Annotated in this window: 11 protein-coding genes; 2 read left to right on the top strand and 9 right to left on the bottom strand. The window is 65.7% G+C overall.

Annotated elements, in window-relative coordinates; all coding sequences use genetic code 11:
• Positions 1-11 precede the first annotated feature (11 nt).
• The 5 genes from xdhA to tsaE form a co-directional block, all read right to left on the bottom strand.
• Entirely contained in the window at positions 12-1,559 is a 1,548-nt protein-coding gene (gene xdhA, locus ABS45_RS05705; protein WP_291553930.1) for a xanthine dehydrogenase small subunit, read from the bottom strand.
• A 164-nt stretch (positions 1,560-1,723) separates the two neighbouring features.
• Entirely contained in the window at positions 1,724-2,179 is a 456-nt protein-coding gene (locus ABS45_RS05700) for an Lrp/AsnC family transcriptional regulator (RefSeq protein WP_291553928.1), read from the bottom strand.
• Between the two features lie 267 nt (positions 2,180-2,446).
• Positions 2,447-4,006, bottom strand: a complete 1,560-nt coding sequence (locus ABS45_RS05695; protein WP_291553926.1) for a methyl-accepting chemotaxis protein — start codon at positions 4,004-4,006, stop codon at positions 2,447-2,449.
• Between the two features lie 124 nt (positions 4,007-4,130).
• The gene (locus ABS45_RS05690) at positions 4,131-5,507 is read right to left on the bottom strand and encodes an N-acetylmuramoyl-L-alanine amidase (protein ID WP_291553923.1); all 1,377 of its coding nucleotides are present in this window, start codon (positions 5,505-5,507) and stop codon (positions 4,131-4,133) included.
• Positions 5,504-6,016: a tRNA (adenosine(37)-N6)-threonylcarbamoyltransferase complex ATPase subunit type 1 TsaE gene (gene tsaE, locus ABS45_RS05685; protein WP_291553920.1), complete on the bottom strand. Its 513-nt coding sequence runs from the start codon at positions 6,014-6,016 to the stop codon at positions 5,504-5,506. The genes ABS45_RS05690 and tsaE overlap by 4 nt, the downstream gene beginning before the upstream one ends.
• Positions 6,017-6,061: 45 nt before the next feature.
• On the opposite strand from tsaE, the gene queG reads away from it, so the two are divergent.
• Entirely contained in the window at positions 6,062-7,111 is a 1,050-nt protein-coding gene (gene queG, locus ABS45_RS05680; RefSeq protein WP_291554318.1) for a tRNA epoxyqueuosine(34) reductase QueG, read from the top strand.
• A gap of 261 nt (positions 7,112-7,372) precedes the next feature.
• Here the strand turns inward: queG and ABS45_RS05675 are convergent, their stop codons facing one another.
• The 4 genes from ABS45_RS05675 to ABS45_RS05660 all read right to left on the bottom strand — a co-directional run bounded on the left by ABS45_RS05675 (position 7,373) and on the right by ABS45_RS05660 (position 11,728).
• Positions 7,373-8,278, bottom strand: coding sequence for an AEC family transporter (locus ABS45_RS05675; protein WP_291553918.1), 906 nt, complete (start codon positions 8,276-8,278; stop codon positions 7,373-7,375).
• Positions 8,275-8,676, bottom strand: coding sequence for a DUF1850 domain-containing protein (locus ABS45_RS05670; RefSeq protein ID WP_291553915.1), 402 nt, complete (start codon positions 8,674-8,676; stop codon positions 8,275-8,277). Before ABS45_RS05670 ends, ABS45_RS05675 begins: the two co-directional genes overlap by 4 nt.
• A 3-nt stretch (positions 8,677-8,679) precedes the next feature.
• The gene (locus ABS45_RS05665) at positions 8,680-10,710 is read right to left on the bottom strand and encodes a TRAP transporter permease (RefSeq protein ID WP_291553912.1); all 2,031 of its coding nucleotides are present in this window, start codon (positions 10,708-10,710) and stop codon (positions 8,680-8,682) included.
• 61 nt (positions 10,711-10,771) lie between these two features.
• The gene (locus ABS45_RS05660; RefSeq protein WP_291553909.1) at positions 10,772-11,728 is read right to left on the bottom strand and encodes a TAXI family TRAP transporter solute-binding subunit; all 957 of its coding nucleotides are present in this window, start codon (positions 11,726-11,728) and stop codon (positions 10,772-10,774) included.
• 115 nt (positions 11,729-11,843) lie between these two features.
• On the opposite strand from ABS45_RS05660, the gene xerD reads away from it, so the two are divergent.
• Complete coding sequence (gene xerD / locus ABS45_RS05655; RefSeq protein WP_291553907.1) at positions 11,844-12,761, top strand: site-specific tyrosine recombinase XerD; 918 nt, start codon at positions 11,844-11,846, stop codon at positions 12,759-12,761.
• The last annotated feature ends 3 nt before the right edge of the window (positions 12,762-12,764 follow it).

The raw sequence follows: 12,764 nt of genomic DNA, 5'->3' as shown, positions 1-12,764 counted from the left end.
GGTGGTCCCCTTCAGACGACGGCGGCGTGCGGCAGCACGCTGAAGACATTGGTTGCATGGCTGGCCAGCGGCGCGACGGCGCGGGTTTCCAGCCACAGGCGTTGCAGCAGGTTTTGCGCCACCTGCAGGCGGTAGGCGTTGCTCGCGCGCATATCGGTCATGGGCGTGTAGTCCAGCGCGAGTGCCTGCTGGGCCGCACGCACCGCCTCCTGCGTCCAGGGTTTGCCGGTGAGCGCCGCCTCGGCCTGCGCCGCGCGTTTGACGGTGCCCGCCATGCCGCCATAGGCCAGGCGTACGCTCTTGACGATGTCACCGTCGAGCTCGATCGCCATGCCGGCGCTGATGGCCGAGATATCGCAATCAAAGCGCTTGCTGATCTTGTAGCCGCGCACCTGGCGCCCGAATGCCGCCAGCGGCACGGTGATGGCCTGCAGGAACTCGCCCTCCTGCATGGCGTTCTTCATGTAGTCCAGGTACAGCTCGGGCAAGGGCAGGCTGCGCACTGCGCTGCCTTTGCGCAGCTCGACCGAAGCGTCCAGCGCCATCAGTATCGGGGGGGCATCGCCGATGGGCGAGCCGTTGGCGACGTTGCCGCCCATGGTGCCCGCGTGGCGAATGGGCAGGGAGGCGAAACGCAGCCAGACGTCCATCAGGCTGGGCGCGCGCAGCACCAGTGCGCGCCAGGCGTCTTCCAGTGACGCACCAGCGCCTATCCAGAGCTGACCGTCGCGCTCCTCGATTTTGCGCATCTCGGTCACGTTGCCAACGTAAATCAGATCGCCCACGTCCCGCAAGGCCTTGTTGACCCACAGGCCGATATCCGTGCAGCCCGCCAGCACGCGCGCCTTGGGTTTGTCGGCGCGCAAACGGGCCAGCTCATCCAGGGTTTGTGGCGCGTGAAAGTGGTCGGTGCGCAGGCCCTGGGGTGTCGCGTGGGCGGCGCTGTAGTCCAGCGCCTTGGCGCGCTGGATGGTCTGCAGCGCATCGACCACGGCCTTGCGCTGCAGGCGCGCCTCGGGCAGATCGAACATGCGCTGGCCGGCGTCCAGAATCGGGCGATAGCCGGTGCAGCGGCACAGGTTGCCGGAGAGGTCATCGGCGAGCTGCTGGCGCGTCGGCCGGGTGCCGTCCTGCAGGTGCTGCTCGTAGTTGCCCCAAAGCGTCATCACGATGCCCGGCGTGCAAAAGCCGCATTGCGAGCCGTGGCACTCCACCATCGCCTGCTGCGCCGGGTGCAATGCAGGCTTTCCGTCCTTGCCGGAAGGCGCCAGGCCTGCGAGGTCTTCGACGGTGAACAAGGCCTTGCCGTCGAGCGTCGGCAGGAACTGGATGCAGGCGTTGACCGATTGCAATTGCAGCTCGCCCCGTGCATCCAGCTCGCCCAGCACCACGGTGCAGGCGCCGCAGTCGCCCTCGTTGCAACCCTCTTTGGTGCCCATCTGGCGGCGGTTCTCGCGCATCCAGTCCAGCAGCGAGCGCGTGGTCTGCACGCCGGTGACGCTGACGACCTGGCCTTGGAAGTAGAAGCGGATGGGAGATGTGTGAGCGGTTTCTGTCATGGAGTTCTCCGTATGTGCGCGACCTGCTGCCTCGTTCAGGGTGAATGCCCGATGGTGCGACGCTTGCGACCGCAATGCCAGCCTTGGGAGGTCATACTGACTATGCCCGGAGGCATATAACAGGTGGGTTTACCCTGATATGACGCGGGTTTCCGGCTGCCGAGCTATGCGTCCAGCGGCAGATCGGCGGATTTGAGCGTGCGCAGCACAAAGCTGGATTGGCTGTGGCGTATGCCCTTGATCTTGTAGAGCTTCTCGCGCAGCAGGCGCTCGTAGTCGCGCGTGTCCTTGACGACGATGCGCAGCAGGTAGTCGTATTCGCCCGAGACCAAATGGGCTTCGACGATCTCCGGAATCGTCGCCAGCACCTGGCCGAATTTCTCCAGCGTGTTGTCCGAGTGGCTGTCCAGCGTGACCATGACCAGCACCGTCTCGGCCAGGCCCAGTGCCAGCGGATTCAGGCGCACGGTGTAGCCGGTGATCACGCCGGCTTCTTCCATCTTCTTGATGCGGCCCCAGCAGGGCGAGGGGCTCAGGCCGACGGCAGCGCCGATTTCCTGCAGGCTGGCGCGGGAGTCGGCTTGCAAGACGGAGAGAATTTTCCGATCTAATTTGTCCATTTCGAAAATTATTCCATCAATTTCAAAAAATCAGAAAAATATTTTAAAAATGCAGAAATGATGGATTGATTCAGTAAAACAATCCGTGCCCTGGCGCGTACAGTTTGTCCCCAGTGAAAGCGCCTTACCAAGGCGCACACGAGTGAGAAGGCCCCACCCGGTTACCGCTGGGTGGGGCGCTTTTTTGGGTGGGTATGTTTAAAAAAAGGAGCTGCCAGCTCTTTGCAGTCAAGCGCTAGAGCCTATTTTGACCAATGTTTTGCACGATCAACGCATCCGGAAAACATCCACGGAATGCTTCAGCCCTTGCGCCCCGGCCTGCAGCTGCTGCGCCGCGTCAAACGATTGCTGGGCCAGCGCGGCGTTTTGTCGGGTCATTTCGTCGAGCTGCGCGACGACCTGGTTGACGTGGGCGATGCCTTGCTCCTGCTGCTGGCTGACGCTGCCGAATTCGTGGATGAGTTGGCCCACTTGCTGCACGCTGGCCGAGACGCGTTGCACCGTCTGCACGGCCTGTTGCATGGTGTCCGTGCCCTGGCGGATCTGGCCGTTGCTGCGCGCGATCAGCTCGCCGATCTCGCGCGCAGCGGTGGCGCTGCGCTGCGCCAGGTTGCGCACCTCCGAGGCGACGACGGCAAAGCCGCGGCCCTGCTCTCCTGCGCGTGCGGCTTCGACGGCGGCGTTCAGCGCCAGCAGATTGGTCTGAAAGGCGATGCCTTCTATCGTGCCGACGATATCGTGCATCTGGCGCGACGAGGCCGTGATCGCTTGCATGAAGGCGTCCACCTGCTGCATGGCCTCTGCACCCTGGGCGGCAGCGGCACTGCTGTCGCGACTTTGCGCGGCGATGTGCTCCATGGTGCTGCTGGTCTGGTGCATGGTCTGCGTCAGCTGATCCATGCTGTCTGTCGTCTCGCGCAGTTGCGCGGCCTGGGCTTCGGTGCGCTCGGAAAGATTGCGCGCACCCTGGGTGATCTCCTGCGCTGCCCGGCTGAAGCGCCCGATTTGCGATTGCACGTCGCCCACCACCGCCTGCAGCGCGATCTGGATCTGCTGCAGGCTGCGTGCCTGCACCGACAGCGGTGGCAGCGCACCCTGGGGGGCGGTGGTGGCGAGATTGCAGGCGGCCAGGTCATCGGTGAAGCTGCGCACCTGCTCCATGTCGCCATCGAATTTGCGATGAAACCACCAACCCAACGCCGCGGCGCCTGCGGCCAGCACGCTCCACTGCACGACCGCCAGCGCCCAGCCTTGAAGCGGCAGCGCCAGCGGCAGCAGGGCGGGCAGCGTGAGCAGGGCGAGTCCGACGCTCAGGCGCTGCCCCAGACTGGTTTGCGCCAGGCGTTGCCACACACCCGCCAGTCCCTTTCGCCAGAGCACGCCGCCTTCCAGCATCACGGGCAGGGTGGCAGGGTCTTTGGCTTCGTTGACGGCCTTGAAGAGTGCTTCGGCCGCGGCGATTTCCGCGCGGTTGGGTTTGGTGCGTACCGAGAGGTAGCCGATCGGCTTGCCGCCCTTCATGATGGGCGCGACGTTGGCCGTCACCCAATAGTGGTCGCCGTTCTTGCAGCGGTTCTTCACCACGCCCGTCCACTGGCGCCCGCGGCCTATGGTGCGCCACAGGTCCTTGAAGGCAAGCGCGGGCACATCGGGGTGGCGCAGGATGTTGTGGTTGGCACCCACCAGCTCTTCAAGGCTGTAGCCGCTCACGTGCACGAAGGTGTCGTTGCAGTGGGTGATATAGCCGCGTGTGTCGGTGGCGGAGACGATCATGGTGCTGTCGTCCCAGTCGTTTTCCTGCTGGGTGACCGGAAGGTTTAGCTGCATGGCCCGGACTCAGGAGTGCTGTGTAACGGCGAGTATCACCCGCTGAAGCGGCAATGCGACCAAATGTTTCTCGAAATTCACCCCGGTTTTGACATCGCTCAATGAGCGGGGAGATTCGTGCGTGCTATACGGTGCGGCTGCGCGCCAGCGGCGGGTTCTTGGCGAAGTAGCGCACGATGCCGCGCATCAGCGCGTCGGCCAGTTGTTCCTGGTAGGCGCTGCTGCGCAGGCGCGCTTCTTCCTCGGGGTTGCTGATGAACGCGGTCTCCACCAGCACGCTGGGAATGTCGGGTGCCTTGAGCACGGCAAAACCGGCCTGCTCCACGCGGGGCTTGTGCAGTTTGGCCATGGCGCCGATCTCGCCCACCAACACGCCGCCGAGCTTGAGGCTGTCGTTGATCTGTGCGGTGGTGCTCATGTCCAGCATCGCGCGCTGCACGTGCCGGTCCTGCACGCCGACGTTCACGCCGCCGATCAGGTCGGCCTTGTTTTCCTTGTTCGCGAGCCAGCGCGCGGCAGAACTGGAGGCGCCGCCCTGGCTGAGCGCAAAAACGCTGGCGCCGTGGGCGTCGGGGTTGCTGAAGGCGTCGGCGTGGATCGAGACGAAAAGATCGGCCTGCACGCGCCGTGCCTTGGCCACGCGCGTGGCCAGCGGCACGAAGAAGTCGGCGTCGCGCGTCATGTAGGCGCGCATCGGGTTGCCGTCGATTTTGGTGGCATTGATGCGCTCGCGCAGCAGATGGGCCACCTTGAGCACGACGTCCTTTTCGTGCGTGCCGCGCGGGCCGATGGCGCCGGGGTCTTCGCCGCCGTGGCCCGGGTCGAGCGCGACGATGATGATGCGGTCGGTGCCGCCGCTTCGGGTGGGTGTGGTGGCTGTGGTGGCTGGTGGCGCAGGTGGCTCGCTGCGGGCGATGGTGGTGTCCGGTGCCGGTGTGGGCTTGTCTGCCGCAGGTGCGTCAGCCTGGGCTTGGCGCTGGATCAGCGCGCCCAGTGGGTCGCTCTCGCCCTCGTTGGCGGCGGGCGTGGCGCCGCCCGAGCGCTCGGCGATCAGGGTAGCCAGCGGGTCCAGGGCCTGCGCCGGGTACAGGTCCAGCACCAGCCGGTTGCGGTAGCTGGCCACCGGCGGCAGCGAAAAGACCTGGGGCCGCGCCTCGCGCTTGAGATCGAGTACCAGACGCACCAGGCCAGGCTGAAACTGCCCGACGCGGATTGCGGCGATGTTGGGGTCGTCGGGCTGCACCTTGCCGACCAGCTCGCGCAGCTGCGGGTTCAGGTCCATGCCCTCGATGTCGACGGCCAGGCGCGGCGGTTCGGGCACGAAGGTTTGCTGCGTCCTCAAGGGCTGGTCGGATTCGATGGTGACGCGCGAATAGTCTTGCGCCGGCCAGATGCGCACCGCGACGATGCTGGCGCCACGCGCGATCTGCGCGCTGCCCAGCAGCAGGGCGAGCGAGCCCGCCTGCAGCACCGTGCGTCGGTGCAGGGGAGTTGGGGTCAAGGGTGTGCGCATGGGCGGGCCAGTTCGCTCAGCAGCGCGTGGCCCAGTGGCGTGCCCGCGCGCAGCGTGACGTGCCTATTTTCATCATCATTCACCTGAATTTCAAGCTCCAAGTCTGCATCAGGCAAGCACTTTCCTGCATTTCGTGGCCATTCTGCCAGTTTCAGCCCCGGGCTGGCGAAGAGGTCGCGAAAGCCCGCGTCCTCCCACTCGCGCGGGTCGCTGAAGCGATAGAAGTCGAAATGCCAGATGGACAGCTCACCTGCGGTGTAGGGCTCGACCACCGCGTAGGTCGGGCTCTTGATGCGCCCGGCAACGCCGAGCGCGCGCAGCAGGTGGCGCACCAGTGTGGTCTTGCCCGCGCCCAGATCGCCATGCAGCGCGATGAAGGCGTTGGCCAATTGCGGCGCGCGCGCCAGGCGCCGGGCGAAGCGCTCGGTGTCGGCTTCGGATGACCAGTGCAGCGTGAGGGTGTCGGCCGGGGCGGGTGTGGCGGGGGGAGGGGGCATTTCTACAATCGGGGAATGGTCGATGGCGACACATTGATGCTGCAAATGAGCGGCTGGGCGCGCGAGTTGGGATTTTCCCAAATCGGGGTCTCGGGCGTGGATTTGTCTGCCGTGGAGCCGGATTTTCTTGACTGGCTCGCCAAGGGTTACCACGGCGATCTGGATTACATGCACAAGCATGGCACCAAGCGCATGCGTCCGGCCGAGCTGATTGCCGGCACGCTGAGCGTGATCACTGTGCGCATGAACTACCTGCCGCGCGATGTGCCCGATGACTGGCAGGCGCAGGAACTTGCCCGGCTCACCCGCCCGGGCGAAGGCGTGGTTTCACTCTATGCGAGGGGGCGCGACTACCACAAGGTGCTGCGCGGGCGGCTGCAAAAGCTGTGCGATCGCATCGCCGAGGCCATAGGGCCGTTCGGCCACCGCGCGTTCTGCGATTCAGCGCCGGTGCTGGAGAAAGCGCTGGCGGCGCGCAGCGGCCAGGGCTGGCAGGGCAAACATTCGCTCATCCTCTCGCGCGATGCGGGCTCGGCTTTCTTCCTGGGCGAGATCTACGTCGATTTCGCGCTGGAGGAGACCGCGCCCGTCACCGACCACTGCGGCACCTGCACCGCCTGTATCGACGTCTGCCCGACGCAGGCCATCGTCGCCACCGGCGTGGTGGACGCGCGCCGCTGCATCTCCTATCTGACGATAGAGAACAAGGGCGCGATTGCCGAGGATCTGCGCGCGCAGATGGGCAACCACGTCTATGGCTGCGACGACTGCCAGACCATCTGCCCGTGGAACAAGTACGCGCAAGAGAGCGAGGTCGCCGATTTCGACGAGCGCGCGGGGCTGGTGGGGCAGCCGCTGGTTGATCTGTTGGCGTGGGACGAGGCGACGTTCTTGAAGCGCACCGAGGGTGGACCGATACGGCGCATCAACCACGAGCGCTGGCTGCGCAACGTGGCCGTCGCGCTGGGCAACGCACTGCGAGTGGCGAGTGGCGACGAAGCCGAAGCGATCCGCGCGGCGCTGCGCGCGCGGCTAGCCCATCCGAGCGCGCTGGTGCGCGAGCATGTGGTTTGGGCTTTGATGCAAACCCCTTGATGCGCCCCGCTGGCTCTTGACCCCTTCCCCCTCTGGGGGAAGGCTGGGAAGGGGGCGGCGTGCGCCTTGCCGAGTTTGGTTGCGGCGGCGAGCGCCGCTGGCCCCCACCCCAACCCTCCCCCAGAGGGGGAGGGGGTAAAAAGCAGGGTGCACCGGTCTTGCTCCTTCCCCCTTTGGGGGAAGGCAGGGATGGGGGCGATGTGTGCCTTGCATTTAAAAGTGCCTCTAGCGCTTGCTGGTAAATCGCGAGCAGCTATCGTTTCAGGACAAAAACCCGAGCGCCAGCGGCAAACTTGCCAACGCCACGATGTGCGACAGTGTGATGAGACCCGCCACATACGGCCCGCGGTAGCCCATCTGCACCGCCAGCACGTAGCAGCTCGATGCCGTGGGCAGCGCCGCAAACGCGATGAGCACCGTCGCGGCCACGGGCTCCAGCCCGAGCAGGCGCGCCAGCAGCCAGCCCCAGAGTGGCATCAGCAGGTGGCGAATCGCCAGCAGCGCCGCCGTGAGCGCGCGGCTGGTTTGCAGCGAGCCCCACTGCATGCCTGCGCCCACCGCCATCAGCCCCAGCGGCACGGCAGTGGAGCCCACGCGCTGCAGCGACGGCGTGAGCCAGCCCGGCAAGGTGAGACCCGCGAGATTGGACATGAGGCCGCAGACGGTGGCGATGATGAGTGGGTTGCGCGCCAGCTCGCGCAGCACCCGACTTTCGCTCTGGCGTGCCATCGGCCAGACGGCGGCGACGTTGATGAGCGGCACGCACACGCCGATCAGGATGGCGACGGCCTGCGAACCCGCTTCGCCCGCCAGGCGAGCCGCCAGCGCCAGGGCGATGTAGGAATTGAAGCGAAACGCCACCTGCGCCGCGCCCGCGTGGTCGCGCGCGTCGATCTTGGGGCCGAGCAGCGGCAGATGCGGCATCAGCCACGAGAGCGCGATGCCGCCGCCACTGAGCAGCAGGCCCGCCGCGATCAGGCTGGACGCTTCGCCCACGTCGATGGGCGTTTTGACGATGGAGAGAAACAGCAGGATGGGAAAGAGAAAGTAGTACACCAGCCGCTCGACCGAGTGCCAGACGCTGCGGTTCAGCGGCGTGACTCGGCAGACGAGGTAGCCCGACAGGATCAGCGAAAAGTCGGGCAGCAGCAGCGCGGCGAAATTCATTCGGCGTGAGAGCAGGGGGAAAGCAGCGTGATGCCGTGATCTGACGGCAGGTAGGCGCTCATGCTGCGGCATGCACCATCGACGCACAGATCGAAATCGGCGGTGAATTGCGAACGTGTGAGGCGCAGCGGCGTCACCGGCCAGCGCGCGGGTTGGTACACGTACCAGCCGTGTTCAAGCTTCGCGTCCGGTGGGGGCTCCATCCCGGCAGCAGATCCGCGGATGCGCGCCTGGCCCGCTTTCAGGCGCGGCGGCTCGCCCGCGTGCACTACGTAGTCTTCTTCCCAGCGCTGCTTTTCTATCGAATGCGTCCACGCCAGCGTGAAGCGTGTGGTGGGGATGAAGACAGGTGCGGCGGGCGTCGCAGCCGCCAGGGCCAGGCAAATGCCGAGGATCACGGCTCAGGCCTTGGCCGACGCGGGCCTACGCGTGCGCCAGAAGTGCCAGGCGAGGAACAGCACGCAACAGGCCATACCGGCCTCGTCGGTCCACGGGATCGCGGCCACCAGCAGGCATGCGGCGGCGATGGCGAAGAGGCGCTCGAACCAGTTGAGTGGCGCGCGCAGGTAGCCGATGGCTCCCGCGCCCCAGAAACAGACCGCGACGATGGCCTTGAACGTCACCCACGCGATCGCCAGCACGCTGGTGCTTTGCGCCATCAGCGCCGGGTCGTAGACCGCCATGTAGGGCACGATGAAACCGGCAATCGCGATGCGCACCGCCTGGAAGCCGATCTTCATGCCGCTCTCGTTCGCGATCGGTGCGGCCGCGAAGGCCGCCAGCGCCACCGGCGGCGTGAGGTCGGCCATGATGCCGAAGTAGAAGACAAACATGTGCGACACCAGCAGCGGCACGCCCAGCTTGAGCAGCACCGGCGCGGCCAGCGAGCTGGTGATGATGTAGTTGGGGATCGTCGGTATGCCCATGCCCAGTACCAGGCAGATCACCATGGTGAAGAACAGCGCCAGGAAGAGGTTGTTCTCGCCGATCGCGATCACCTGGCCACCCAGCTCGGCCGCCACGCCCGTGAGGTTGATCACGCCGATGATCACGCCGACGATGGCGCAGGCCGCGGCCACCGGCAGTGCATGGCGTGCGCCATCGGCCAGTGCGGTGATCGCCAGCTTGCGCGCATCCTTGCCGGTGTGGCGGATGTAGGTGAGTGCCACCAGTGCGGCGGTGACGACAAAGAAGGTGCCGACGCCAAACTTGAAGAAGCCGCTGCACGCCAGCGCCAGCAGCACCCAGAAGACGACGCGCAGCGTGGTGCGCCTGACGCCGGTGAGCACGGCCGAGCCGAAGATCAGCACCACCGTGAGCGCCAGGCCTATGGTGCCCGAGAACATCGGCGTGTAGCCGGCGAACAGCAGCCACACCAGGCCGATCAAGGGCAGCAGCAGGTGCCAGCGCTGGCGCACCGCCGTCCAGGGGTTCGGGCATTCGTCCTTGGGCAGGCCCAGCAGCCCCTTGCGCCCGGCTTCCAGGTGCACCATCCAGAACGCGGTGAAGAAGTAGAGCATGGCCGGGATCACCGCGGCCTTGACGATGTCCACGTAGGGCACGTTGATGGTTTCGGCCATGATGAAGGCCACCGCCCCCATCACCGGCGGCATGATCTGCCCGCCCATGCTGGCCGTGGCCTCCACGCCGCCCGCGAACGCCGGGGCGTAACCAAAGCGCTTCATCAGCGGGATGGTGAACTGGCCGGTCGTCACCACGTTGGCCACGCCCGAGCCGTTGATCGTGCCCATCAGCGCCGAGGAAATCACCGATACCTTGGCCGGCCCGCCCTTGGTGTGGCCGACGGTGCCCATGGCAAAGTCGGTGAACAGATCGATCATCCCGGCCTGCTCCAGAAACGCGCCAAACAGGATGAAGAGGTAGATGTAGGTCGAGGAGACGTAGGTCGGCGTACCGAAGATGCCTTCGGTACCGAACGATAGCGTGCTCAAAATCTGATCCACGCCATAACCCCGATGCGCGAGCACGCCCGGCAAATACTGGCCGAACAACCCGTAGGCGAGGAAGATGCCGCAGATCACCGGCAGGCCCCAGCCCATCGCGCGCCGCGTGGCTTCGAACACCAGCGCGAGCATCACGATGCCGACAAACCAGTCCCAGCCGACGATCTCGCCCGCGCGCGCCGTCAGGTCCGATTCGAACACCCAGTAGTAGAAACTGCACGCAAAACCCAGCAGGCCCAGCGCCCAGCCTGCAATGCGGCCGATGCGCGCCAGCGACGGACGGGCCCCCTTGAATGGCGGGTACAGAATCAGCACCATCCAGATCACGAAGCCGACGTGGATCGCGCGTATCACCTGGCTGGACATGGGCTGGAATGCCGCCGTCCAGATCTGGAAGCAGGAAAACAGCACGGCCACCCAGAAGGCGGCACCGCGCATGGGCACGTGTTCGATGTCGGGATCGCTCATGGTATTTGCGCCAGGATCAAAAAAGGCCCCGGATGCGGGGCCAGAAACCGGGTATGCGGGCTTACTTGATCAGCCCGACTTCCTTGTAGTAGCGCTCGGCGCCCGGGTGCAGCGGCACCGGCATGCCCTTGACCGCGTTTTCCAGCTTGATCGCCTTGGCGGCGTTGTGCGCGGCGTAGAGCGTGTCCAGGTTGGCGTAGAGCTGCTTGGCCATCTGGTAGGCCAATTCGTCGGAGACGCCTGAGTGCGTCACGAGGAAGTTGGGAATCGCCGCCGTCGCCACATCCTCGGTCTGGCCGGTGTAGGTGTTGGCCGGAATCACGGTGGGCTGGTAGGCCGGGTCGCTCACCTTGGCCACCACGTCGGCGGGCACCGGCACGACGATGATCTTCACCGAGGTGGCGAGGTCGCGGATCGACGCCACGCCCAAGCCGGCGGACTGCAAGGTGGCGTCCAACTGGCGATTCTTGATGAGCTCCACCGATTCGCCAAACGGCAGGTATTCGACCTTGCCCAGATCCTGATAGGTGATGCCCGCCGCCTTGAGGATGGCGCGCGCGTTGAGCTCGGTGCCCGAGCGCGCCGCGCCCACCGACAGGCGCTTGCCCTTCAGATCGGCCAGCGTCTTGATGCCCGAATCGGCGTTGGCGACGATCTGGATGATGTTGTTGTAGGTGGCGGAAAGCCCGCGCAGCTTGTCGAGCTTCTTGGCAAAGCCCGCATCCGCGTCGCCTTTCCAGGCGTCCGAGAGCGCATCGCCCAGCGTGAACGCGAGTTCGCCGCGCCCGGCCTGCAGCAAATTCAGGTTTTCGGCCGAGGCCTTGGTCACTTGCGCCGTGGCGCGCGCGTTGGGTATCGTCTTGCCGTAGATCTGCGCCAGCGATACGCCCAGCGGGTAATACACCCCGCTTTGCCCGCCCGTGAGCACGTTGACGAAGGTTTGCTGCGCCATCGCGGCGGGGGCCATGAAGGCGGCGCTCAGGCCGAGGCTGTAGCAAAGCGTGCGTATCCAGCGCATGGGAAAGTCTCCTGAATCAGTGTCTGAGCGGGCAGAATAGTGCAAGACGGCATGATTTCAACCTGCTGCCTGATGGTTTCATTGCAGGGATTTCCCTGATTTTTCCGGATCGACGATGCCTGATCGTGCTGCGTACCAGCCCGCTGATGCCGATATCCGGCTGATTGACGGCTTTGCCGATGCCCTGTGGCTGCAGGACGGCTTGGCGGCCAACACCTTGCAGGCCTACCGCCGCGACCTGAGCGCGCTGGCCGCCTGGCTTGCGGGCCAGGGTTCGGGGCTGCTGCAGACCACGGAGGCGCAGCTCAATGCGTATTTCGCCGAACGCCATGCCCAAACGCGCGCCACCACCGCAAACCGGCGGCTGACGGTCTTCCGGCGCTTCTTTCACTGGGCGCGCCAACAGAACTTGCTGGTCGGGGACCCGACGCTGCGCATGCTGGCCGCGCGCCAGCCGCCGCGCCGGCCGGATGTGCTGACGCAAGCGCAGGTGGAAGCCTTGCTGGCCGCGCCGGATGTGGCGACCGCTCTTGGCCTGCGTGACCGGGCGATGCTGGAGCTGATGTACGCCAGCGGCCTGCGTGTGAGCGAGCTCGTGGGGCTCAAGACCTTTCAGATCAGCCTGGCCGAGGGCGTGGTGCGGGTACTGGGCAAGGGCAGCAAGGAGCGGCTCGTGCCCATGGGAGAGGTGGCGTGCGAATGGCTGCAACGCTATGGGCAGGATGCGCGCGCTGCGATCCTTGGCAGGCAGCAGACGGCCGACCTTTTCGTCACCCACAGAGGCAGCGCCATGACACGGGTGATGGCCTGGATGCTGGTCAAGAAATACGCACGGCTGGCCGGCATTGCGGTGCCGCTCTCTCCCCACACCCTGCGCCACGCGTTTGCCACGCATTTGCTCAACCACGGCGCGGATCTGCGCGTGGTGCAGCTGCTGCTGGGCCATGCCGATATTTCGACCACCACGATCTATACCCACGTCGCGCGTGAGCGGCTCAAGCAGCTGCATGCGCAGCACCACCCGCGTGGGTGAGGC

Origin of the sequence: Comamonas sp. SCN 65-56, assembly GCF_001724135.1 — a bacterium.
In the GTDB taxonomy this organism is placed as follows: domain Bacteria; phylum Pseudomonadota; class Gammaproteobacteria; order Burkholderiales; family Burkholderiaceae_C; genus Comamonas_C.
Note: the sequence above shows the minus strand (reverse complement) of the source record. Positions and strands in the feature narration are given on the sequence as shown.

Excerpts from the sequence above, each read along its gene's own strand:
- xdhA (WP_291553930.1), bottom strand. The coding sequence starts at position 1,559 with ATGACAGAAACCGCTCACACATCTCCCATCCGCTTCTACTTCCAAGGC.
- ABS45_RS05700 (WP_291553928.1), bottom strand. The coding sequence starts at position 2,179 with ATGGACAAATTAGATCGGAAAATTCTCTCCGTCTTGCAAGCCGACTCC.
- ABS45_RS05695 (WP_291553926.1), bottom strand. The coding sequence starts at position 4,006 with ATGCAGCTAAACCTTCCGGTCACCCAGCAGGAAAACGACTGGGACGAC.
- tsaE (WP_291553920.1), bottom strand. The coding sequence starts at position 6,016 with ATGCCCCCTCCCCCCGCCACACCCGCCCCGGCCGACACCCTCACGCTG.
- queG (WP_291554318.1), top strand. The coding sequence starts at position 6,062 with ATGAGCGGCTGGGCGCGCGAGTTGGGATTTTCCCAAATCGGGGTCTCG.
- ABS45_RS05675 (WP_291553918.1), bottom strand. The coding sequence starts at position 8,278 with ATGAATTTCGCCGCGCTGCTGCTGCCCGACTTTTCGCTGATCCTGTCG.
- ABS45_RS05665 (WP_291553912.1), bottom strand. The coding sequence starts at position 10,710 with ATGAGCGATCCCGACATCGAACACGTGCCCATGCGCGGTGCCGCCTTC.
- ABS45_RS05660 (WP_291553909.1), bottom strand. The coding sequence starts at position 11,728 with ATGCGCTGGATACGCACGCTTTGCTACAGCCTCGGCCTGAGCGCCGCC.
- xerD (WP_291553907.1), top strand. The coding sequence starts at position 11,844 with ATGCCTGATCGTGCTGCGTACCAGCCCGCTGATGCCGATATCCGGCTG.